Below are 20877 nucleotides of genomic sequence, written 5' to 3' on the forward strand. Positions count from 1 at the left end.
GAATGCTGCAATTGCAGAACCCTGAGCGACCAGACAGTAAAATGCCAGCATCAAAACGGCATGCTGGCATCGTCAGGCTTCAGGGATGAAGGAGCAATATTCAACCTGTTAGCAAGGAAATTGTCTGTGATTCAGCCCACAAAGCGCAGGCTAAGTTGATTCGCGCGTGGCACGCTCGAACTCAATAACCCAAACCCACGGGTTAACCTGCCAGCTGGTTGCCCCGTACTGTTTTTGCCAGGCTTTGCGATAGGCTTCTTTAGGCAGTTCAGAATTGACGTTCATGGTAAAGAAGTTGTTCAGGAAGTGCGAGTCGGTCTGCACACCTTCCGCCATAATGTCGTCTTCACTAATATCCTGAATCTGCTCTGCGCGCACATCCGTAATAATCAGGTCGATGCGGCTTGCCCAGCGCGGCATATGAATGGCTGTTTGCCAGCCAAACTGCTCGGCGTCCGGTCCGCCTGACGTATGTTGGCCCAGTTCATTGCTGTCCGCCCGGTACTGGCAAAAGTCCGGCGAGCGAAACGGGGTGGGATCGCGTTCATAATCCGCCAGCGCATGTTCAGGCACGATGGGGCCACGCCAGGTTTCGCGGACCCAGAGCTTGTCGCCAGGCATGCCGTAAGGACAATGATAACGAATGTCGTTCATGGCCATCATTTTGTCACCGTGCAGGTGATTAGCCTGCACATCAAAGGCATGTACCCCTTCATGATGATCCTGGCCTGGACCAAAAGCCTGCGTTTTCATTATGCGCCGGGTTTGGGTTTGTTGGCCAACCAGCAGGGCTCGGACCCGCTGTTCGGAAAAAAGAATCGGCCGCTCTTTCATGGATTACCTCTTTTTATTAGTCGATCCCGGTTACTGCTGAAACAAAAAGGGCACCTAAATGGTGGCAATATCATAAAAAATATAAATCATTATTCCTGATAATTGGCCACCGTGTGGTTCGCTCAGTTGTGATGATTTTTAATCCACCGGACAGGAGTGGATAAAAAATCATCAGTACTGCTGTTAACGCGTATTACCGGACATCTGATAGTGAGAATACAGTACGTTATATCGGCAAAAATAGGAACCTTTTCAGATTTATCCATCTATAATTTTCGCCGCTTTTATTGTTTTTTACATTTTTATTATGACATCAATTCCCTCACTCTGAGATAAAATAGCGCTGATTAATCATTATTAATATTAAACTATTCATCCTGCCTAAAACTGAATCAGTCAAGGCTGAAAAAGCAGCAAATGCCTGTTTTCCTGGTAGCAAATTGCCATAAAAATGATCAGCGTCTCATTTTTAAGAGGAATTTAAAGGTCCCGACCGGCTTTTTCCTTAGCGATGTAAAGAAAATGTCATTAGCCATTCGTTATGATGACAAAGCCTATTCGCGTAACAGGTCGTCCATTGAGACGAAAATAACCCTTACAGGAAAAGATTATGTCACTTGCACTTTGGCAGGCTCGCTATGAAACCTGGTTTGAAAAAAACTGGATTCATGATGATGGCGCACACGATATTGCGCATTTACGTCGGGTCTGGATGAGCGCGCAGCGCATTATGGCAGGTACATCTGCCGACCCCCTGATCGTCCTGACTGCCTGCTACTTTCATGATGTGGTGAACTTACCGAAAAACCATCCTGAACGTCACAAGGCTTCCACTTACGCCGCCAGCGAAACGCAGCGTATCCTGCAGCAGGACTTTACGGATTTTCCTGCCGAATTAATCGGTGGAGTGATGCACGCGGTTCAGGCACACAGTTTTAGCGCGGCCATCACGCCTGAAACCCCTGAAGCGAAAATCGTTCAGGATGCCGATCGGCTGGAATCGCTGGGTGCAATCGGGCTGGCCCGGGTGTTTTACACGGCCGGTACGATGAACCGTCCTCTGTTCAACAGTGAAGACCCGCTGGGGAAAGCGCGTGAACTTAATGATGTGAAATGGACACTGGATCACTTTCAAACCAAGCTGTTACGGTTGCCTGAAACGATGCAAACCGAAGCAGGGCGGAGACTCGCAGAACACAACGCGGACTTCCTGGTACGCTATATGGCCAAGTTGTGTGCTGAGCTGCAGGGTAATCTGGTTAGTCTGGATGAAGCAGTACTTCGTGATTTTAGTCCCTTACACGCTGAATATTAAATTTTTATGACAGTATAGGAATCGATACAGTCATCCGGTAGCGTGGAAGCAATAACAAAAAAGGAGTGAGGAAATGACCGAAACTGTTAATTTGACGATTAAAATTGATCCTGCATTGAAAGAACACATTAAACAGCTGGCGCTTGAAAACCAGGTATCAATGAGTCAGGAGATCGTGCAACGTCTGCAGGCCAGCCTCGAAGCACCTTCTCAGCCCGCCATCGACAGTCAGAACACGGAAGAAGGCGCGTCGGATGCTTTAAGTTCCAGCGAAATTAAACAACTGCGTACGCTGCTTAAGAAGCAGAGTAAGAAAAAGAAATAATGGTTATCGGTTGTTCTCGCGATGAAAGCCGCCTTTGATAAAGGCGGCTTTTTTATTCAGAGCGCGTATTCAGACGGCAATGCGAAATTGTTGCACGCTTTCGGCCAGGCGTGAGGCCTGATGTTGTAAGGTATCGGCGGTGCGTACCTGCCGCGCCGTAAGCCCCTCGTTAGTATGCAGTTCCTTGTCCAGCGCCACCACTTCGGCGGCAATGCCAGACACGCGGCGACTTTGTGCTGTGGCGTTTTCCTCCAGTTCTTTTAACTGGGTGACCACGGCGCTGACCGACTGACTGATTTGGTAAAACAAGGCTTCCAGTGACTTCACCTTGTTGAATCCCTCAGAAATATGCAGCTGTGTATTGTTCACCAGCCCGTTAATTTGCTGTGCCGACTCGCCGCTTTTATTCGACAGGGTACCCATCTCTTTTGCCACGACGCTAAAGCTGCGTCCATAAACCCCTGCATGCGCTGATTCAATCGCCGCATTCAACGCCAGCAGACGCGTTTGCAGTGAAAGACCGTCCAGCAGCTCGACAATGCCGGCGATTTCCCCTGAGGAATCGACGATGTGGCGCATCTGCACCTCCATTTCATCGACCTGACTGGCGCACTGCTGCATAAGTTCATCCGCGACATGTGCCTGCTGTGCGGCCTGTTGCGAAAACAGCGTACTGTTTTCAACCTCTTCCGAGACACGATGCAGGCGCTGCGAAATATGACTAAAGCTGCTGTTTTGCACCTTATAGTGCTCGCTTACCTGGTCATTGGTATGCTGCATTTCCCGCGCGCCCTCCGCCACGCTGGCGGCTATGGTATTAATTTCTGCCACAATGGTGCGCAGCCCTTGCCGCATATCCGCCACCGCGTTAAACAATCCGGCGGTTTCTAACGATTGCAGACGAGGCGGTTGCGGGCAACTGACTAAGTCGCCAGTGGCGATAGCCTGCAGCTGGCGGCTGGCCAGTCTTAAAGGAATAATCACGCCGCGCAGCAGCAAAACTCCACCCGTCAGCAACAGCGTAAACAGCAGCCCTGTGACCAGCAGCGACAGGTTACGGCTGGTGGTCAGCGTCTCCAGTGTCAGGTTGTTGACGGCAGAAAGCTGTTTGTTGGCCTGGGTGATTTCGTTAAACCAGGCGCTGTTAAACTGCTGCTGATAAGCCTGCATCGGCACCATAAAGAACGCATCGATATTATTGGCTTCCAGGCCTTTAAGCTGCTCTTCAAGGCCCTGGGTTAACATCATGAAACCCTGCTCAAGCTCCCCCTTGGGAACGGCATGGTACTGAGCAAACAGCTGTTCTGCATGCACGAGTGAAGATTTTGCGGTTTGCGCCAGGCTCTTCCAACTGTCCACCGATCCACTTTTCTGATCTTCCATCAGATAAATGCCTGCCCGGTGGCTGTTATCGCTGGCCGTCAGCAGCTCTATGCGAGCGTGATCGAGCAGCGCCAGCCGGTCGCGCATGGCACTCGCCTGCGTCAGGTTCACTTTGGTATGGCTGACCTGCGCGGTCAGCAGAACAATCCCGATGGATTGCAGCAAACAAAACAGCACAACGAACAGCATAAAATTGCCGCGCAGGCTGGTAAGCCAGGTGGGCACCGGGGGCAGTTTGACGCGATAGCGACGCTTCAGACTGCGCAGGGATAACAACGTGAGAGGTGACATCATTCTACCCATCAAGTGAAAAAGCAGCAGTATTCTGGGCTTGTATGACGAGGTTGTGACAATATCGCCTGGCAGCGGGAAAAGAGGAGAAAGGTTGCGCCTAAGCGCAACTTTTAGCGTGTTTTATGCTGTAAATCGCGGATGTAGGGCAGGAGAAGCTGCGCCACGGCGGCAAAAACGGGGACGACAACGGAATTACCAAACTGTTTATACGCTTGCGTGTCGGAGACCGGAATGCGAAAAGGCTCACTGCCGGCATCATCGAAGCCCATGATGCGTGCGCATTCACGGGGCGTAAGACGACGGGGACGATGCGCCATATTGGTGGCATCAAGGAAATCACGCTCGCCTTTATCCGCGTCCCAGCCGCGATCGATCAAAATCTCAGAGCCATCTTTATAGTAGCGGGCAGACAGGGTGCGCACGCAGCACTGCAGATTGCGCGGATCGTTCAGACCAAAGCCAAAGCCATTCCCCAGCGCTTTATGCTTTTTGGCATACTGATACAGATAACGCCACAGCACCGGCGACAGGATGTACTTATCATCAGGTGCGGCTTCCAGCAAACTTTGCAGGCTGGGCACCTGGGCAGGGAAAAAGCGTTTGATGTCGCGCAGGGTAAAATTCTCGCAGCCGGCAATGTCCCGTCGAATGCCCACCAGCACAATACGCTCGCGGTGTTGAGGCAAAAAATGGCGGGCATCAATCACTTTCGGATCCGGTGCACTGGCATCGGCATCCGCGACGGCATAGCCCAGCTCATCCAGCGTGTCCATGATGATGGCAAAGGTCCGGCCTTTGTCATGGCTTTTTAGGTTCTTCACGTTCTCCAGCACGAAGAAGGGCGGTTTTTTGGCGGCAAGAATGCGTGCTACATCAAAAAACAGCGTACCCTGCGCCTGACATTCGAACCCATGCGCCCGACCCAATGCATTCTTCTTACTGACGCCAGCCAGCGAAAAAGGCTGACAAGGAAAGCCTGCCAGCAGCACCTGATGATCGGGGATGGCTGCATCAATGGAGGAGTAGATCGCTGCTTCATCGTTTAGCCCGGCAGGCTGCGTGACCTGGCGGATATCAGTATTGAAGTGGTGCTCAAGCGGATCGCTGTAATGGTTGGCCCGGTACGTGCGAATCGCCTCTTTATTCCACTCACTGGTAAAGACACATTTTCCACCAATGCGCTCAAATCCGCGACGAATCCCCCCGATGCCGGCGAACAGATCAACAAAACGAAACGCAGGTGCATCATAATGCGCAGGACGAGACGGCAATAAGCGTTCGAACAGATCCCGCTCCGCAGTGCTCAGCACGGGCAGTGTGCTTTTACCCTGACGAATACGGTTGATGAGCGTCGGTGACCAGTGCGCAAAGCCGGCCTGATGCAGTCGGGCAACGATATCCCTGACGGAATAGATCGACAGGACCTGGTGTAACAGATTCAGTTCATCGGAATGCAGAGCTGCAGAAAGAAGAGGTTCAGCGGTTGCGACGGCGTGCATGCAAATATCCTTAACAGTGAAGCGCCTATGCTATCACTCCTTGCCCGATGAGGAAATCCGCCTGACGCGGCGGCGGTATGCTGCAAAACACGCGAGTGGGAAAGTCAGGACAGGTAGCACCGGACGTCTGATTACCGTCCGGAAGCGGCAAAAAAATGGCCGCTTTTGTCCAGGTGGCTTTCGCTTTTCAGGACGGCGACTAAAGTTGAATGAGTAGCCTTTAAGGAGATGCTATGGCCGACGTTCACTCCAGCGAAACGCGCAGCAAAAACATGCGCGCCATTCGCCAGCAGGACACTGCGATTGAGCAACGCATCGCACTGTTGCTTAAAGATCGCGGATTCACTTACCGGGTTCAGGACAAAAACCTGCCAGGGCGGCCTGATTTTGTCCTGACCGCTCATCAGGCCATTATCTTTGTGCACGGCTGCTTCTGGCATCGTCATCACTGCTATTTGTTTAAGATACCCGCCACGCGCACCGAGTTCTGGACAGGCAAGATTAACAGCAACGTCGAACGAGACCATCGCTATGTACGGCAGTTACGTGAGAGCGGCTGGAAGGTTCTCATCATCTGGGAATGTGCACTGCGTGGCAAACTCCGTCTCGACGACGACGCGTTGCTTGAACGACTGGAAGAGTGGTTACTGGCGATGAATGACAGTGCTGAAATCGATCATCAGGGCATTCATCATTATCGTGAGCAGGAATGATCGGGCCTTGCTCATCAGTAACATAACATGTTAGATAGACGCTTTTCCGTGACCGGGAGACCGAGATGAGCAGCATAAAACTGACGGTTAAACGTCTCTACCAGATTCGTGATGAGCGCATGGTGAATACCAAAGCCACCGCCAGAATTTATGTGGGCGAAACGCTGGTGGCCACGGAAGAAATTACCGGCATGACGGAAAGCCCGGTCAGTAAATACCTGCATAGCGAAGGACTGGCTGGGCAAGCGGTGCGCGTCGAATGGGATTGTGAGGGCATCGCAGAGATGACGGTAACGGAAATCGAACGATGCCCATGTTGTCAACATAACGAACCGGAATAGTCACAACGCACGCATCGTGTGCCGTTGGGCTTCGTCGAGGATGAGGCTTCCACTGTTTGCGATGTAAGTCGTTGTCGATGACCGAATAAGGGACATATTTTGGCAGGAACCAGTTTATTAACGTTGCTGGATGATATCGCCACGCTGCTGGATGATATCTCTGTAATGGGCAAAGTCGCGGCAAAGAAGACGGCGGGCGTTCTGGGTGACGATCTGTCACTGAATGCGCAACAGGTCAGTGGCGTAAAAGCCAATCGCGAACTGCCGGTCGTGTGGGGCGTGGCCAAAGGCTCGTTTCTGAACAAGCTGATTTTGGTGCCGCTGGCGCTGATTATCTCGGCATTTGCGCCGTGGTTAATCACGCCGCTGTTGATGATTGGCGGCGCTTACCTTTGTTATGAAGGTGTCGAGAAAGTGCTGCACAGCCTGCAACACGACAAGCAGCAAAATTCACCAGAGGCCCGTCAGCAGCGTCTGGATAACCTGGCAAAGCAGGACCCGCGTGAATTTGAAAAGAAAAAGGTTAAAGGGGCTGTGCGCACCGATTTCATTTTGTCCGCCGAAATCGTCGCGATTACGCTGGGCATCGTTTCGGAAGCACCGCTGCTGAATCAGGTTCTGATCCTGGCGGGCATTGCCATTCTGGTCACGATTGGCGTTTACGGTATTGTGGCGGGCATCGTGAAAATCGATGATCTGGGATTCTGGTTAAAGCAAAAATCGTCACGGGTGGCCCAGTCAGTTGGTGCCGTGCTGCTGGCCGCGGCACCCTGGCTGATGAAAATATTAACCGTGGTGGGCACGCTGGCCATGTTCCTGGTGGGAGGGGGCATCATTGTTCACGGGATAACGCCTTTGCACCACTTTATTGAAAATGCTATCGCTCCGTTTAGCGGTCTGGTATCAGGGCTGCTGAGTAACGGCGCTAACCTGGTGATTGGTTTTATCATTGGGTCGATCGTGCTTTTAGTGGTTAACCTTATTGCCAAACTGCGTGGGTAATCGGTATAACAGCGCCTTCTTTTACGCGTTCTGGGGAGAAAACAATGAGCGACGATATGTTTGAATTCGATATAGATGCTCAGTTAGAGCAGGCCGAAGCCAAGGCAGAAAAAAAGGCGGCCGAAGTGCCTGACGACCTGAGTGACGAAGCGGATTGCGAAGGCTGCAAAATCTGATTCATCCTCCCTCTGAAGCGGATAGCCTCTTATCCGCTTTATTCCTTTCCAGGATAACCTTCTACTTTATTCTGAATTTGCCCTTTTTCTGCGCGCCTTAACAGCAGCAACTTTTTTACCATGCTATAAATAAATATTAAGAATTAATGTCAATGGATAAAGAGGGCGCAACATGGTTTTTGCAATCAGTGATGAAGTGCAGCATAAGGACGGCGGGCAAACGATGGTGGTGACCGGTCATGCCAGTGGCATGGTAGAGTGTCGCTGGTATGATGGTTATGCGGTCAGAAGCGAGGCGTTTCGGACAGACGAGCTCAGCCACACCCGTGAGTCACAACCGCAGTTAACGTCCTGATTGCAGATGACCGGGCCGGTGTTGTACACCTGGCCCGTCTGTCTTCCTTCCAGGCATCACGTCACGTAATAGCCTGTCTTCCACCTATGGCACGCTAGACGTTACCGTCATTATCCTCTTCTACCGCCTTGTAAATTCGTTGCAGTATATCCGGGAAGGCAGACTGAACCCGACTCCAGCTTGGGATAAACGGCTTGTCATTTGGGCGTTCTATAAAGGACTGACCCGCATCCAGGATAGCCTGGGTAAACATCTCGACCGCAGCCTCTTCCACGTGCTGATCGAATTTCAGTCCGTTCATGGCGGCCTCATGATTGTAGATTTCCATCATATCTAACGCGTTGCGATAGTAGGTGGCTTTCAGCACGCGGAAGGAGTCACTGGTGAGCGGCACGCCCATGGTGGCAAGTTTACGTAAAAGCGACTGAACAATATCGTTGCTCATGCGCTTCAGGCCGCCTGTTCCGTCATCCTCTGCCAGCGGTTGATGCTTGTGGTCATAATTATCCGCAATCTCAACCTGGCACGACTGGCGTGTGGTGTAATTGCGATAGATCTCGGAGAGCACGCCAATCTCCAGGCCCCAGTCACCCGGAATTTTAATCCCGTTAAGGACATGAGTACGCATGGCGAACTCGCCGGAGAGCGGGTAACGGAAACTGGAGAGGTAATCAAGGTATTCCGAGTGACCATACACTTTTTGCAGGGAACGCAGCAGCGGCCCGACTAATAAACGGCCCACGCGACCATTGAGTTTGCCGTCGGCGACGCGCGCATAAAACCCTTTACAAAACTCATACTGAAACGCGGGATTCGCCAGCGGATAAAGCAGACGTGCCAGCATACCGCGCTCATAGGTAACAATATCGCAATCGTGTAGCGCGACACAGCTGGTGCGGTCGGAGGCCAGCGTATAGCCGGTGCAGAACCAGACGTTACGCCCTTTGCCCGGATTCGTCGGCGACAAACCTTCTTTGTCCAGTTCCGCGTCGATCGCCTTCAGGCGGGGACCATCATTCCATAAGATCCGATGGCGCTGCGGCAGGCGAGAAAAGAACTCGCGGGCATGGAGGAACTGATCGCGATCGGCCCGGTCCAGGCCGATGACAATTTCATTCAGATACGGCACTTTGGCCAGTTCATCGACGATTTTGCTCAGTGCCGGTCCTTCCAGCTCAGAAAACAGGGAGGGCAGAATTAACCCCATTTTGCGTTTACGCGCAAAACGCACCATTTCTTTTTCCAGCGATTCGACGCTGCGGTGCGTGAGATTATGAAAGTTAGTAATTACGCCATTCTGAAAGAAATCACTCATTGCATCATCCTTATGGGGTTGCCCGAGGAACCACAGCCGTTCATGGCTGCGTTAAAAAATGGTCCAGACCTTCGCGCCAGCCTTCAGGGCCGTGATGCGTTGTATGATAAACCTGCCCATCATTACGCGTTAACGTGACAGGGTTTTTGCTGAAGCCTTTAATCACGATGGCATAATCGACCGCATCAAGCATAGGTGCATCGTTAGGGCCATCACCCAGTCCAATCGTGATCAAATCCTGATGGCTGTAATGCGACAGTAATTTATGCAAGGCATGGCCTTTTCCGCTTCGGGCCGGCATCACGTGCCAGAAGCGGCCGCCCTGGGTAAGCGTCAAATGGTAGTCAGCCAGCGCATGGCGAAAACGGTCTAACGCCTCGTCGGTATCGCGCCAGACGATAACTTCGGAGGCATCGCGCTGGCGGGCGAGCGCGGCCTCGGCTTCCGGTAAACCTGTCATTGCCGACACGTCGCTGTCGCTAAAATTTTGAAAGCCGCTAAAGCGGAACTGCTGTTTCAGCGCGCTAAGAATCCGACAGATGGCGACGTAGTTCAGCTTATCGTCAGGGATACGAACGGGTTTGTCCTCACGGAGATAGAGAACCGCGCCGTTTTCGGCGATAAACGGCGTACCGCTAATCCCGATTTTTCGTTGCAGCGGCAGAATTTCCGCCGCCGTCTTGCTGGAGCAAATCACCACAGGAACCTGATGCTGGCTGAAGGTCTCCAGCCATGCTGTGGCGGCATCCCAGTTGTAGTCGTGGTGGTCAAGCAGCGATCCATCGAGGTCGGTCACGATCATCAGCGATTCATTCAGGTTGGGCATCCAGGTCTCCTCCACACGGCTCACGTTAGCCACGGCATCTGTTTAGTGTAGTTGAGTCCTGAAAAGGCCCGAGGTTCCGTACTCATGCAGACAGAACCAGGAGGATTCTTAAAACCCGATATGACAAAAAGCGGGAGCGGTCAGAATGTGCACGACGCATGGCGCGCACGCTGCGGCTTGCGTAGGCAGGAGGAGAGCAGGAGTAGAATAAGATGAGCGAAACGTGCATCGCAGAAGCTTGTTTTCATTACCGGAACAGCTACTCTGAGAAAGCAGTATGTCTTCCCTGGTGTAACGATTTGAATACTTGCCTGGCCTGTGCCGGGTATTTTTTTGCCTGCTATTCCGCCCGGCGAACGATCCCGCTAGCGATTGATCTCACTGTAGCGGCAATCGTGAATGTCCATCTCACACTGCTCCGCAGGTTCACGGCACGGGGCTGTCGGCCCGCCAGCATTTTTTTCAGCCTGCGCAACCTGAGGCGAAAAATAGTCCTGTACCTGTCCTGCCGTGTCACGCTGGATGGCATGAAGAAGCGCATCCATTTCACTGTCCCGATCACTTTGGTTTTCATCTGAAGCGAGAAAATGCGTCATAGTCTGCCTCCAAAGAGCAACGTGAATACTGAGTATAGAACGGCGGGCTGACAGCAGGGAAGGGTAAAAAAAAGCCCGCGCTGCGCGGGCAAAATAATCCTTGTTACTTTGGGTGTGTTGTTTTCCTGGGGTAGGAAAGCAACGCAATGAAGTGTAACGATTCTCGTGTTAAACGTCCGGCTGTGAAGTGTCAGGAAAACGAAAAAAACCCTGACTCAGATTTACCTGACTTTTCCTGTAACCCTTCAGAAAACGGCTATATTGGTAAGCAAAACGGTTTTTCTCAGTACCTAAAGGAATGGTTATGGACTTACTTCGAATTCTTATCGCTATTTTACTTCCACCACTGGGCGTTTTCCTGCAGGTCGGTTTTGGCGGCGCGTTCTGGCTGAACATTTTACTGACCTTGTGCGGCTACATTCCCGGCATCGTCCACGCCGTGTGGGTGATTGCCCGCCGTTAATGCCTGCATTCGTCCTACGCTTCCATTACACTGTTATCAGGAACGTTTCTGGAGAGTAACAGATGAAGGTAGACGATCGCGTAAGCGTTAAAACCGACGGTGGACCCCGGCGAATCGGTACGATCCTGGCGGTAGAACCTTTTAACGAAGGGACGATGTTTTTGGTGGCGCTGGACGATTACCCGCAGGGGATCTGGTTTTTTAACGAGAATAATCACCGGGACGGCGTTTTTGTCGAGCCCTGGGTTCCCGCCTGATTATCGGTCAGTCTGATGAAAACGCCCGCGATGTCTGAGGATGTCGCGGGCGTTTACTTTTATCTGTCCTGTCACAAATGTCACAGGACAGGGGCGTCCGCTTGGGTCAGAACGTTTCCCAGTTTTCATGACCAGAGGTAGTGGCTACCGGACGTAGCACGGGTGAGCTCGCTTTCGGTGCCACGTTTTTAACATCGGGAGTTTTCGCGACCGGTGTGTCGACTAAGCGAAATGCGGAAACCGCTTTCGTCAGTTTACCCGCCTGATCTTCCAGTGATGCCGCCGCCGCTGAGGCTTCTTCAACCAGCGAGGCGTTCTGCTGGGTCACGTTATCCATTTCCGTTACCGCCTGGCTCACCTGCTGAATACCGCGGCTTTGTTCATCCGAGGCGGCAGCAATCTCAGACATGATATCGGTCACGCGACGCACCGCTTCGACAATTTCACCCATCGTACTGCCGGCCTCGCCAACCTGATGCGAGCCACTGCTGACTAACTTTACAGACTCGGCAATCAGGGATTCAATTTCCTTCGCGGCCTGGGCGCTGCGTTGTGCCAGACTACGGACTTCACTCGCAACAACCGCAAAGCCACGTCCTTGCTCCCCTGCGCGCGCCGCTTCGACGGCGGCGTTCAGCGCCAGAATATTGGTCTGGAAAGCGATGCTGTTAATCACATTGGTGATCTCAGCAATTTTCTTCGAGCTGCCAGAAATATCGTTCATGGTTTTCACTACACCACTGACCATGTCGCCACCGTTGCGTGCTTTATCTGATGCATCGGCTGCCAGTTGGCTGGCATGGTGCGCGTTATCGGCGTTCTGTTTCACCGTCGCCGTTAACTGCTCCATGCTGGCTGCGGTCTGCTCAAGGGCGGCGGCTTGCTGCTCCGTCCGCGAGGAAAGGTCGGTGTTACCGGCTGAAATTTCACTGGAGCCTTGATAAATGGCGATAGCGCCTTCACGCACCGTACCGACCGTTTTGACTAACGATTCCTGCATGCGCTGCAGATTATCCAGCAGTAAGCCGATTTCGTTACGACCGTGCGGTACTGAAGGGGCGGTTAAGTCACCCTGAGCGATACGCTCGATATGGGCAACCGATTTGCGTAAAGGCGTGATCACGACCCGACGGAGAAAAACAAAGGTCAGCAGCACCAGCACCAGCGCAGCCACAAACGCACCACCCATGGAAATAAAACCAATACGTGACTGTTCGGCAGCCTTGGCGTTAATGAAATCAGAACGGATATCCCGAAGTTTGATCGCCTTGACCAGCACAGCGTTATAAGCGTTATCCAGTTTACGCGTGGTGTCGGTTTCCTGGGCAATGATGCTTTCAAAACTGCCCTGTTTACCGGCATCAATCATCGGCTTCAGGCCTTTTTGAACATACTCTTTGAAGCGAGTAGTGAGCTCTTCATCCAGCCTGACGTCTTCGGGGGTTTTATTCTTGCGGTTCAGGTAGACGTTGAGGCCATTTTCAGCCTGCTTAATACGCTCATCCGTTGCGGCAAGGTTGGCATTGAAATCATCCATCTCACCAATACGCGCGGCCGCACCGGCCTGGATGATATTCAGTCGGGCAGAGCGGAGGTTTGAGGAGCTGTCGATCAGACCGTTGCGGACCTGAATTTCCTCAGTCGCATCTTTCAACGACTGATTACTCAGGATGAGGAAGTAGCTGGAAATGCCTATACAGAGTGCGAACAAAAATAATATCCCGCCGAAAATCAAACTAAACAGCGGGACCAGTCTGAGATTTTGCCAAAAACTGACGTTGTGATGTCCTTCATTAATCAGCGTTGTGTTCATTTCCTTGCTCTCTTAAGGGGGCCTGATGAAAAAAACATCGGCAGGAGCAGGAAAAGGTTTATGCTGAAAATTGAGATCTTGATCGCTAATCACTAAAAAAACCGGCCTTTTGGGCCAGTTCTGTGAGGCGGCAAACTATCTTACGTTGACGTAAATACCAGAGGTCACGTTATCGGTTAAGCGCACGACATGGTAAATCACCTGCTTGTTGTGCGTTTTAATTTTCCGCTTAATGTTTCCTTTATGGGAAGAGACCGTCTTCGCTTTAATTTGCATTTTGTCGGATATCTGGATGGTATCATGACCCGACATCCACATTTTCAGCATATTTGACTCAGTCTGGCTCAACGTCAGAGGGTGAACGTCCAGCCCTGAGGAAATACGCGGAGACATGTTAAGTTTCTTTTGCAAATACGTGCTAAGGAGAGAATCCAGCGTTGAAGGTTTAATGGCTTTCGACGTAATAATTAAATTTTTTCGGACATACAGATATTCTTCAAAATGAATATTACTGATGGCCATAAAAATAAAAAACAGTGTTTCGGGATGCTGATTAATAATGCTGCGAATGCGCTCGCTTGAGTCGGTTTCGTGAATGAAACAGTCTTCATTAATAAACACAACACCTGGTTTCAACTGCTCACATCTTTGCTGTAATTGCTCAATATCGGAGACAGAAGTAATATTTTTCTTCTTCACTCCTTTAGAAGACATATAGTCCGATAATCCCAGGCGTGTGTAGTTGCAGGAATCCATAATAATCGTTGGCATGTTAGCGACCCTCACCAATTTGTTATCCGTTTAAATCAACGATGAATTACGCGTTGCGGTACGAGAAGATTTCCAAAGCGCTTTTTTTTATTCTGCTGATGCAGCGTGGCAACGGGCAAACGCCCGTAAAAGTCTTCTTCCTTGACCCGTTCTGCAAAATTTTTTCTTACTCTGGCCCCACACCTGGCGTCGAATCCACATCGGGTATTGATGTAAAGTCGTACCGGCGCGAAACACCGTTTTTGGGAGCAATGTCACTATCGCTGAAAACCCAGAGTTTTCTGATAGGACAAGTCTTAAAAACATTTGTTTCACGAAAGTGTAAGGCTGAAGAGTGAGTTGACAATGCCGGAAAAAACATTTTCTGACAAGAAAAATCACACAATATTTTTTCTTGTTTAATTTCAATGCATTGCCGATTTTATCACCAAAACAACCCTGTCGATGACTCTGTGTACCGCCCGACTAAAATACGCGATGCGCGGTTTAATAAGAATTATTTTAAGACTTATCGCACATTTATCAGAATATCCTTAGTTGATTTCTGGAAAATATGGTTTGAAAAATGCCCGGATAGTTGTGAATTTCTTAAGTATGGAAAAGGAAAAATAGTTAGATACTTAATGTTCAGGAGGGGGACAGTTCGGTGAGGAACTGGGCCAGAAGATCAAATATTTCGCCGAACAGGTGCTCACAGAACGGGGCGAGAAGGGGCATCAGCAGGCTGATCGTCAAAATGCCGACTGATAAGGTAATCGGGAAGCCGATCGCGAAGATTGATAACTGTGGTGAAAGACGGTTTAACAAACCCAGGACCATGTTTAGCGTGAGTAGCAGAACGATCAAGGGTAACGCTAACATCATGCCATTAAGGAAAATCATGCCGCCTGATTTTGCCAGCGCCATAAAAGCATTAGCTTCAAGTGGTGTTCCACCCACAGGAAGTGTATGAAAACTGTCCGCCAACAGTGAGATAAGCCACAAATGACCGTTGAAGGATAAAAACAGTAACATAGCCAGCATGTCGAGAAAACGCGCAAGGACCGGCATATTAAGCCGACTGGCGGGATCAAAAAACGTCGCAAATGACAGACCCATCTGCAAACCAATCAGTTCACCGGCCGCCCGGACAGCTGCAAAGGCAAACTGCATCGTAAAACCAATGGCGATACCAATCAGCATTTGCTGAATCAGCAGCATGAAACCGGCCGGCGAAAACAGGGTGACGTTCACCGGCGGTAACAGCGGGACCAGCAACCAGGTGATCATGGCCGCCAGGCCGATTTTCACCCGTTTGCTGATGGCGCGCTCACTCAATACCGGCGCTGTCGCAATCAGCGCCAGAATGCGCACCAACGGCCAGAAAAACTGGCTTATCCAGTGAACAAGCTGGCTGCTGTCGAGCGTAATCATCAGCCGATGATATAGGGCAGGTTAGAAAAAACGGTGCGGATATAATCCAGCAAGACGTTTAACATCCAGGGACCGGCAACGACGCCCGTGGCCGCCACCGCAATAATCTTAGGAATGAAAGACAGCGTTTGTTCATTAATCTGAGTCGCTGCCTGTAGCAAGCTCACCAGTAAACCGCTGACCAGGGCGGCCAGCAGCATCGGAGCGGCCAGCAGCAACGCGACGCGCATCGCCTCCTGGCCCATTACCATTACCGATTCAGGTGTCATGAATATCTCCTGTGCAATTCACAAGATCAGGAATAGAAACTTTGTGCCAGCGATCCAACCAGCAACTGCCAGCCATCCACCAGAACAAATAACATTAATTTAAAGGGCAGGGCGATGGTTGCCGGCGGCACCATCATCATACCCAGCGCCATTAATACGCTGGCCACGACAAGGTCAATAATTAAAAAAGGAATAAAGACGGTAAATCCAATCTGGAAGGCGGTCTTTAATTCACTGGTCACATAAGCAGGTAATAAAATACGCATCGGCACGGCTTCCGGCCCGACAATAGGAGGCGTATTTGCCAGACGGGCAAATAACGCTAAGTCAGCTTCACGCGTTTGACGCAGCATAAATTCGCGCAGGGGTTGTGCGCCTTTATCAATGGCCACATCCATACTGATTTTATCCTGACTGAAAGGCAGATAGGCATCCTGATAAATTTTATCAAAGGTAGGTGCCATAATAAAAAAAGTTAAAAAGAGCGTCAGGCCCAGTAATACCTGATTGGGCGGCGCAGAGGGCGTGCCCAGCGCATTACGCAGCAGACCAAAAACAATAATGATGCGGGTGAAGCTGGTCATCATTAACAGAATGGCCGGCAGAAACGTCAATGAGGTAATAAATACCAGCGTTTGTACCGGAAGTGACCAGCTCTGGCCACCATTGGCTAATGGCTGGCTTACCAGGCCCGGTAACTGGGCGTGAGCAACCGGTGCCAGCAACAGCAGCGGCAGAAGAGGGAGCAGTCGACGCATCATGGGTTTTTTCCGGGACGTTTAACCAGATTCTGTAATAACTGACGAAAATCCTGCGGTGCTGCCTTTTCCGCGGTGTCTACATCGGGTGAACCCGGTGGCAACGTATGCAGGTGGGTAATTTGCTGTGCCGTTACGCCCAGTACCAGACGGGCATCTGGCGTATCAACGATGACGACGCGCTCGCGCTGACCGACCTGGACACTGGCCGTGAGCGTCAGCTCACGGCTGCCGACTTTTTTCGGCGCAAAGCCCATACGACGGGCCAGCCAGGCGCATGCCAGAATCAACAGGATAATAACAACCAGAACACCACTTACCTGAGTCAGTACAGAGCCCGCTGAGATGGCGGGCGTCTGCGGTGTAGCCGGTTGGACAGTATGATTCTGGTTATTCATATTAACGGCTCAGACGGCGCATACGTTCTGAAGGCGTAATGATGTCGGTGATACGCACACCATATTTGTCGTTAACGACCACGACTTCACCCTGCGCAATCAGGTAACCGTTAATCAGGATATCCAGCGGCTCGCCTGCGAGACCATCCAGTGAGACCACAGAACCCTGTGTCAGACGCAGCAGTTCTTTGATGGTCATCTTGGTGCGGCCCAGTTCCACAGTCAGTTTTACCGGGATATCCATAATCAGGTCAATATCCTGCAATGAGCCTGAAGTGTTGCTGCTTTCAAACGATTTGAAAACGTCATCACTCTGTGAGGTGCTGGCACCAGAGCCCACCTGCTCATTCATTGCTTCAGCCCACAGATCGTCCGCAGAGATGGTGTCATCGGACGGTTTCTTGCTGTCAGTCATGGGGCTGTTCCTCGTTAAGCGAATTCAAAATCGGGTTAATCAAATGTTCTACACGCAGCGCATACTGACCGTTAAGTGTACCGTACTGGCTGGTTAAAACAGGCACACCGTCCACGTGGGCAATAATGCGCTCGGGTTTTTCAATCGGCAGGACATCGCCGGGTTTCAGCTGCAACACGCGTGACAGACGCAACGACGTTTCAGCAAAATGGGCAATCAGTTCCAGTTCAGAATGCTGAACCTGCTTCACCAGATTGTCCCGCCAGTGTGTATCTTCTGACCGCGAGTTTTCCAGCGGCGGATTCACCAGCATTTCACGCAAAGGTTCAATCATCGAAAACGGAATACAGATGTTGAACTCACCGACAAGGTTGCCAATCTCGACCTGGAACGGCGTGTTGACGACGATATCGTTAGGCGATGTGGTGATGTTGGTGAACTTCACCTGCATTTCCGAACGGACGTACTCGACATCCAGAGGATAAATCGCTTTCCACGCATCGCTGTAGCCATCAAGCGCCAGTTTCAGCATACGACGAATGACGCGTTGCTCGGTATGCGTGAACTCACGTCCTTCTACTTTAGTCGGAAAACGCCCATCTCCGCCAAAAAGGTTATCAACGGCAATAAACACAAGGCTCGGTGAAAACACGACCAGAGCCGTGCCGCGCAGCGGCTTCAGGTGGATCAGGTTCAGGTTCGTTGGCACCGGCAGGTTGCGGGCAAACTCATGGTATGGCTGAATCTTGATCGCGCCCACGCTGATATCCGGGCTACGGCGCAGCAGGTTAAACAGCGCCATACGGAAATGACGGGCAAAACGCTCGTTAATAATTTCCAGCGCCTGTAAACGCTCGCGCACCACGCGGCGCTGGGTATTGGGATCATAAGGGCGAATATCGCCCTCTGGCCCGTTTTGTTTCTTTTCTTCTTCCGCGCTGCCACTGTCGCCGTTTAATAGCGCGTCAATTTCAGCCTGGGAGAGAATGCTGTCGCCCATTGATTCACCTCAAAATGAAGGCGGTAAACAGTACGTCGTCTACGACCTGCGGAGGTTGACCTTTCACCAGCGGTGGTGCCAGCGCCTGTTTGATTTGCTCAACAAGCGCTTGCTTTCCTTGCTCTGTCGCCAGCGCAGCAGCGCTCTGGCGAGAAAGCAGCAGTAACAGACGACTGCGAACCTCAGGCAGATAGTCACTCATCCGACGACGCGTTTCTTCATCCGGCAGACGCAGAGTAAACCCTACGTACAGTACGCGGTCTGGATCGTTGTCGGGATTGACCAGGTTAACCGTAAATGTATCAAGTGCAAAAAAGACCGGGGCGGGAGGCGGTTCAACTTTCGCGACCTCCGGCTTATCGCCCTCATGTTTATTCATTATTCGCCAGACTGCATAGCCTGCCACGCTGCAAGCGGCCAGCGTTACGATCAGCAACACTGGAATCAGGATTTTACGTTTGCGACCTTTAGCTTTCGCGTTATCAGACATTTTAGCAGTTACTTCCTGTGAATTATGGGCGAGCCTCTCGGCTCACCTGAACAGATTATCGCGTGTCTTAAGTCAAACAATGGCAAGAAAAGACACGGGTTTTACGCTTACCTTCAGCGTTTGTCGCTGTCAGGCAAAGGTGTCGACGGCGCCCTTACCGTTTAACCGGGCCTGAAGAGCCTGCGGTACGGCAATCGGCGTGATGTCGTTATCACTGTCCTGGGTCAGAGAGAAGCTGCCGTGCTGTCCGTCGCGACGCGCCTCCTGCTGATGCTGGAAGCTTTGCCCTTGCGCGAAACTGTCACTGCTGACCTGACTCTCACCCAGGTTAATACCATTTTCAGCCAGCGCAGTGCGCAGCTGAGGAAGCGCGGCTTCCAGTGCAGCCCTGACATGGCTGTGACCTGAAACCATATTTAACTGTGCCTGATCGTTATTCAGTTTCAGGCTGATCTGGATCGCACCGAGATCTTCTGGATGCAGGCGTAACTCCGCATTCTGCTGGCCGTTACGACTGAACATCACAATTTGTTGACTCAGGGCCTGCTGCCATTCATTGCTACCCAGGTGGGCATTCAGCATCGGCGTAGACGGCGTGTTCATCGACGCAGAGGCCGTGAAGGGTTGCATAACGCTGCTGGCGCTGGTTATCGGCGCGGCAATCATCGTCTGATTATCGCTGGCTGCAGCGTTTATCGGACGCTCATCCTGCTTGTTGACGCTGCTCAGTATCTGCTGAAAACTGGCGTCTGTAGTCAACTGTGCCGGTGTCGATGCGGTTTGCGTCGTGGCTGCGGGCGTTACCCCATGGCTGGCCTGGTCAACGTTACTGGCCAGACGACCGGCGTCCTGCACCTTGCTGTTTTTCGCGTCTTTGTCATCACCGCTCAGTGCCGTGGTCACCGCCTGCGTCAGTACCGATAAGGCAGAACGCGGTCCGGCATCGCGTTGCATATCCACGTCACGCGTCGTCGTGCTGTCTTTCACGGCCTGTTGCAAGCCGGTTGCCGGTAACATGGCAAACAGCGCCTGAATATTTTGCATATCGCTGCTGTTCAGCGCGGCCTCTTTCGCGTCACCCTTATCATCGGCTGATTTTGTACCGGCTTTAATATTTTCCGGTTTAAACAGCGCACTGAGTGCAGTCGGGTTTTCCAGCGAAGAGATCAATGCATTCAACGACGTGGCAACCTTGCTGTCGTCATCAGTGACGCTATTTTTTTCTGCTGCAACCGTGGTTTTACTGTGCAGTTTCGCCAGGGAAAGCAACTGATTTCCCAGCGTAGTGATAAAGTCCTTCGGTAGCGCCTCGCCACTGCTCAGCAGATCGGTTGTCCCCGATGTTTCAGCGGTGCCGGTTGTTTTCGTTGTCAACGCAATGTTTGGCAGCGTAATCATTCGCCTTTCCTCAGTGCAGCCCGTTGGGCAAATTCATCCATCCGTTTCTGGTCGAGACGGTTTTCTTGTCGTAATGCATTTTCTTCTGCCCGGGTAATCAGCGTCTGATAGGCATTGAGGCGTTGTTGTTTTTCACGCCAGTTAACCAGTGCCTGTTCAAGCCGTTGATTCCATTGCTGCAACTGACTGCGGTGTTGCTCAATGGCTTTTTCCAGCGTCTGAATGAACTGGTGATAGTTCGTCCAGCGGTTGCTGGCAATACCGCTGGACATGTCGCTGTTCAGCTTGTTGCGGTATTCATCCTGATAGTCAAGCAACATACTGAGCTGCTCGTTTGCAGCCTGCTGGCCACGCCGCATATCGCCTAACAGCACGGCGGCGCGTTCAAGATCCTGTTCCGCCAGGTCACGCAAAGTGTCAATGGCATTGACTGTTTTCATTACGATGTCCTCATATCA

Annotated in this window: 26 protein-coding genes; 9 read left to right on the forward strand and 17 right to left on the reverse strand. The window is 51.5% G+C overall.

Annotation, left to right across the window (positions count from 1 at the left end; translation table 11 throughout):
• Positions 1–150: 150 nt before the first annotated feature.
• Positions 151–834 carry an ASCH domain-containing protein gene (locus C1N58_RS05800; protein ID WP_033742103.1) on the reverse strand — a complete coding sequence of 228 codons (684 nt, stop codon included), beginning with the start codon at positions 832–834 and terminating at the stop codon, positions 151–153.
• Positions 835–1444: 610 nt separating this feature from the next.
• Here C1N58_RS05800 and C1N58_RS05805 point away from each other — a divergent pair.
• Positions 1445–2149, forward strand: coding sequence for a phosphohydrolase (locus tag C1N58_RS05805; RefSeq protein ID WP_039338268.1), 705 nt, complete (start codon positions 1445–1447; stop codon positions 2147–2149).
• A 73-nt stretch (positions 2150–2222) separates the two neighbouring features.
• Positions 2223–2474: an Arc family DNA-binding protein gene (locus tag C1N58_RS05810; protein WP_006119599.1), complete on the forward strand. Its 252-nt coding sequence runs from the start codon at positions 2223–2225 to the stop codon at positions 2472–2474.
• A 69-nt stretch (positions 2475–2543) separates the two neighbouring features.
• On the opposite strand, the gene C1N58_RS05815 is transcribed toward C1N58_RS05810, so the two are convergent.
• Both C1N58_RS05815 and dcm read right to left on the reverse strand, forming a co-directional pair.
• Complete coding sequence (locus tag C1N58_RS05815) at positions 2544–4160, reverse strand: methyl-accepting chemotaxis protein (RefSeq protein ID WP_394564686.1); 1617 nt, start codon at positions 4158–4160, stop codon at positions 2544–2546.
• A gap of 101 nt (positions 4161–4261) precedes the next feature.
• Entirely contained in the window at positions 4262–5650 is a 1389-nt protein-coding gene (gene dcm, locus C1N58_RS05820; protein WP_282497973.1) for a DNA (cytosine-5-)-methyltransferase, read from the reverse strand.
• Between the two features lie 233 nt (positions 5651–5883).
• On the opposite strand from dcm, the gene C1N58_RS05825 reads away from it, so the two are divergent.
• The 5 genes from C1N58_RS05825 to C1N58_RS05845 all read left to right on the forward strand — a co-directional run bounded on the left by C1N58_RS05825 (position 5884) and on the right by C1N58_RS05845 (position 8237).
• Positions 5884–6363, forward strand: coding sequence for a very short patch repair endonuclease (locus tag C1N58_RS05825; protein WP_058701674.1), 480 nt, complete (start codon positions 5884–5886; stop codon positions 6361–6363).
• A gap of 65 nt (positions 6364–6428) precedes the next feature.
• The gene (locus tag C1N58_RS05830; protein WP_006119595.1) at positions 6429–6704 is read left to right on the forward strand and encodes a hypothetical protein; all 276 of its coding nucleotides are present in this window, start codon (positions 6429–6431) and stop codon (positions 6702–6704) included.
• Between the two features lie 99 nt (positions 6705–6803).
• Positions 6804–7706, forward strand: a complete 903-nt coding sequence (locus C1N58_RS05835; protein WP_054633597.1) for a DUF808 domain-containing protein — start codon at positions 6804–6806, stop codon at positions 7704–7706.
• 44 nt (positions 7707–7750) lie between these two features.
• The gene (locus tag C1N58_RS05840; RefSeq protein WP_006119592.1) at positions 7751–7882 is read left to right on the forward strand and encodes a hypothetical protein; all 132 of its coding nucleotides are present in this window, start codon (positions 7751–7753) and stop codon (positions 7880–7882) included.
• Positions 7883–8054: 172 nt separating this feature from the next.
• Positions 8055–8237, forward strand: coding sequence for a YodC family protein (locus C1N58_RS05845; RefSeq protein ID WP_033742091.1), 183 nt, complete (start codon positions 8055–8057; stop codon positions 8235–8237).
• 94 nt (positions 8238–8331) lie between these two features.
• On the opposite strand, the gene C1N58_RS05850 is transcribed toward C1N58_RS05845, so the two are convergent.
• The 3 genes from C1N58_RS05850 to C1N58_RS05860 all read right to left on the reverse strand — a co-directional run bounded on the left by C1N58_RS05850 (position 8332) and on the right by C1N58_RS05860 (position 10974).
• The gene (locus tag C1N58_RS05850; protein ID WP_033742089.1) at positions 8332–9552 is read right to left on the reverse strand and encodes a glycosyltransferase family protein; all 1221 of its coding nucleotides are present in this window, start codon (positions 9550–9552) and stop codon (positions 8332–8334) included.
• 40 nt (positions 9553–9592) lie between these two features.
• Complete coding sequence (locus C1N58_RS05855; RefSeq protein ID WP_394564687.1) at positions 9593–10378, reverse strand: mannosyl-3-phosphoglycerate phosphatase-related protein; 786 nt, start codon at positions 10376–10378, stop codon at positions 9593–9595.
• A gap of 365 nt (positions 10379–10743) precedes the next feature.
• Positions 10744–10974 carry a DUF2525 domain-containing protein gene (locus tag C1N58_RS05860; protein ID WP_033742085.1) on the reverse strand — a complete coding sequence of 77 codons (231 nt, stop codon included), beginning with the start codon at positions 10972–10974 and terminating at the stop codon, positions 10744–10746.
• Positions 10975–11278: 304 nt separating this feature from the next.
• Between C1N58_RS05860 and C1N58_RS05865 the strand changes: the two genes are divergently transcribed.
• Positions 11279–11437, forward strand: coding sequence for a YqaE/Pmp3 family membrane protein (locus tag C1N58_RS05865; protein WP_006119587.1), 159 nt, complete (start codon positions 11279–11281; stop codon positions 11435–11437).
• 62 nt (positions 11438–11499) lie between these two features.
• Positions 11500–11694, forward strand: coding sequence for a protein DsrB (gene dsrB, locus C1N58_RS05870; protein WP_006119586.1), 195 nt, complete (start codon positions 11500–11502; stop codon positions 11692–11694).
• A 106-nt stretch (positions 11695–11800) separates the two neighbouring features.
• Here the strand turns inward: dsrB and C1N58_RS05875 are convergent, their stop codons facing one another.
• The 11 genes from C1N58_RS05875 to fliJ form a co-directional block, all read right to left on the reverse strand.
• Positions 11801–13507, reverse strand: a complete 1707-nt coding sequence (locus tag C1N58_RS05875) for a methyl-accepting chemotaxis protein (protein ID WP_394550548.1) — start codon at positions 13505–13507, stop codon at positions 11801–11803.
• 135 nt (positions 13508–13642) lie between these two features.
• Positions 13643–14278: a transcriptional regulator RcsA gene (gene rcsA / locus C1N58_RS05880; RefSeq protein ID WP_006119584.1), complete on the reverse strand. Its 636-nt coding sequence runs from the start codon at positions 14276–14278 to the stop codon at positions 13643–13645.
• 627 nt (positions 14279–14905) lie between these two features.
• A complete protein-coding gene (gene fliR / locus C1N58_RS05885; RefSeq protein WP_110269026.1) occupies positions 14906–15691 on the reverse strand; it encodes a flagellar biosynthetic protein FliR in 786 nt (261 codons plus the stop codon).
• Positions 15691–15960 (reverse strand): flagellar biosynthesis protein FliQ, encoded by a 270-nt coding sequence (gene fliQ / locus C1N58_RS05890; RefSeq protein ID WP_033742083.1) that lies wholly within the window; start codon positions 15958–15960, stop codon positions 15691–15693. Before fliQ ends, fliR begins: the two co-directional genes overlap by 1 nt.
• Before the next feature lie 26 nt (positions 15961–15986).
• Positions 15987–16718, reverse strand: coding sequence for a flagellar type III secretion system pore protein FliP (gene fliP, locus C1N58_RS05895; RefSeq protein ID WP_033742230.1), 732 nt, complete (start codon positions 16716–16718; stop codon positions 15987–15989).
• The gene (gene fliO / locus C1N58_RS05900) at positions 16718–17116 is read right to left on the reverse strand and encodes a flagellar biosynthetic protein FliO (RefSeq protein ID WP_033742082.1); all 399 of its coding nucleotides are present in this window, start codon (positions 17114–17116) and stop codon (positions 16718–16720) included. Before fliO ends, fliP begins: the two co-directional genes overlap by 1 nt.
• Position 17117: 1 nt before the next feature.
• Positions 17118–17531 carry a flagellar motor switch protein FliN gene (fliN, locus tag C1N58_RS05905; RefSeq protein ID WP_006119577.1) on the reverse strand — a complete coding sequence of 138 codons (414 nt, stop codon included), beginning with the start codon at positions 17529–17531 and terminating at the stop codon, positions 17118–17120.
• Complete coding sequence (fliM, locus tag C1N58_RS05910) at positions 17524–18531, reverse strand: flagellar motor switch protein FliM (protein WP_006119575.1); 1008 nt, start codon at positions 18529–18531, stop codon at positions 17524–17526. The genes fliN and fliM overlap by 8 nt, the downstream gene beginning before the upstream one ends.
• 4 nt (positions 18532–18535) lie before the next feature.
• Positions 18536–19021: a flagellar basal body-associated protein FliL gene (fliL, locus tag C1N58_RS05915; RefSeq protein ID WP_006119574.1), complete on the reverse strand. Its 486-nt coding sequence runs from the start codon at positions 19019–19021 to the stop codon at positions 18536–18538.
• 129 nt (positions 19022–19150) lie between these two features.
• The gene (locus tag C1N58_RS05920) at positions 19151–20419 is read right to left on the reverse strand and encodes a flagellar hook-length control protein FliK (RefSeq protein WP_394550549.1); all 1269 of its coding nucleotides are present in this window, start codon (positions 20417–20419) and stop codon (positions 19151–19153) included.
• Entirely contained in the window at positions 20416–20859 is a 444-nt protein-coding gene (fliJ, locus tag C1N58_RS05925; protein ID WP_033742078.1) for a flagellar export protein FliJ, read from the reverse strand. The genes C1N58_RS05920 and fliJ overlap by 4 nt, the downstream gene beginning before the upstream one ends.
• Positions 20860–20877: the final 18 nt, after the last annotated feature.

The organism is Pantoea sp. SGAir0180 (genome assembly GCF_043546245.1).

Excerpts from the sequence above, each read along its gene's own strand:
- C1N58_RS05800 (WP_033742103.1), bottom strand. The coding sequence starts at position 834 with ATGAAAGAGCGGCCGATTCTTTTTTCCGAACAGCGGGTCCGAGCCCTG.
- C1N58_RS05805 (WP_039338268.1), top strand. The coding sequence starts at position 1,445 with ATGTCACTTGCACTTTGGCAGGCTCGCTATGAAACCTGGTTTGAAAAA.
- C1N58_RS05810 (WP_006119599.1), top strand. The coding sequence starts at position 2,223 with ATGACCGAAACTGTTAATTTGACGATTAAAATTGATCCTGCATTGAAA.
- C1N58_RS05815 (WP_394564686.1), bottom strand. The coding sequence starts at position 4,160 with ATGGGTAGAATGATGTCACCTCTCACGTTGTTATCCCTGCGCAGTCTG.
- dcm (WP_282497973.1), bottom strand. The coding sequence starts at position 5,650 with ATGCACGCCGTCGCAACCGCTGAACCTCTTCTTTCTGCAGCTCTGCAT.
- C1N58_RS05825 (WP_058701674.1), top strand. The coding sequence starts at position 5,884 with ATGGCCGACGTTCACTCCAGCGAAACGCGCAGCAAAAACATGCGCGCC.
- C1N58_RS05830 (WP_006119595.1), top strand. The coding sequence starts at position 6,429 with ATGAGCAGCATAAAACTGACGGTTAAACGTCTCTACCAGATTCGTGAT.
- C1N58_RS05840 (WP_006119592.1), top strand. The coding sequence starts at position 7,751 with ATGAGCGACGATATGTTTGAATTCGATATAGATGCTCAGTTAGAGCAG.
- C1N58_RS05845 (WP_033742091.1), top strand. The coding sequence starts at position 8,055 with ATGGTTTTTGCAATCAGTGATGAAGTGCAGCATAAGGACGGCGGGCAA.
- C1N58_RS05850 (WP_033742089.1), bottom strand. The coding sequence starts at position 9,552 with ATGAGTGATTTCTTTCAGAATGGCGTAATTACTAACTTTCATAATCTC.
- C1N58_RS05855 (WP_394564687.1), bottom strand. The coding sequence starts at position 10,378 with ATGCCCAACCTGAATGAATCGCTGATGATCGTGACCGACCTCGATGGA.
- C1N58_RS05860 (WP_033742085.1), bottom strand. The coding sequence starts at position 10,974 with ATGACGCATTTTCTCGCTTCAGATGAAAACCAAAGTGATCGGGACAGT.
- C1N58_RS05865 (WP_006119587.1), top strand. The coding sequence starts at position 11,279 with ATGGACTTACTTCGAATTCTTATCGCTATTTTACTTCCACCACTGGGC.
- dsrB (WP_006119586.1), top strand. The coding sequence starts at position 11,500 with ATGAAGGTAGACGATCGCGTAAGCGTTAAAACCGACGGTGGACCCCGG.
- C1N58_RS05875 (WP_394550548.1), bottom strand. The coding sequence starts at position 13,507 with ATGAACACAACGCTGATTAATGAAGGACATCACAACGTCAGTTTTTGG.
- rcsA (WP_006119584.1), bottom strand. The coding sequence starts at position 14,278 with ATGCCAACGATTATTATGGATTCCTGCAACTACACACGCCTGGGATTA.
- fliR (WP_110269026.1), bottom strand. The coding sequence starts at position 15,691 with ATGATTACGCTCGACAGCAGCCAGCTTGTTCACTGGATAAGCCAGTTT.
- fliQ (WP_033742083.1), bottom strand. The coding sequence starts at position 15,960 with ATGACACCTGAATCGGTAATGGTAATGGGCCAGGAGGCGATGCGCGTC.
- fliP (WP_033742230.1), bottom strand. The coding sequence starts at position 16,718 with ATGCGTCGACTGCTCCCTCTTCTGCCGCTGCTGTTGCTGGCACCGGTT.
- fliO (WP_033742082.1), bottom strand. The coding sequence starts at position 17,116 with ATGAATAACCAGAATCATACTGTCCAACCGGCTACACCGCAGACGCCC.
- fliN (WP_006119577.1), bottom strand. The coding sequence starts at position 17,531 with ATGACTGACAGCAAGAAACCGTCCGATGACACCATCTCTGCGGACGAT.
- fliM (WP_006119575.1), bottom strand. The coding sequence starts at position 18,531 with ATGGGCGACAGCATTCTCTCCCAGGCTGAAATTGACGCGCTATTAAAC.
- fliL (WP_006119574.1), bottom strand. The coding sequence starts at position 19,021 with ATGTCTGATAACGCGAAAGCTAAAGGTCGCAAACGTAAAATCCTGATT.
- C1N58_RS05920 (WP_394550549.1), bottom strand. The coding sequence starts at position 20,419 with ATGATTACGCTGCCAAACATTGCGTTGACAACGAAAACAACCGGCACC.
- fliJ (WP_033742078.1), bottom strand. The coding sequence starts at position 20,859 with ATGAAAACAGTCAATGCCATTGACACTTTGCGTGACCTGGCGGAACAG.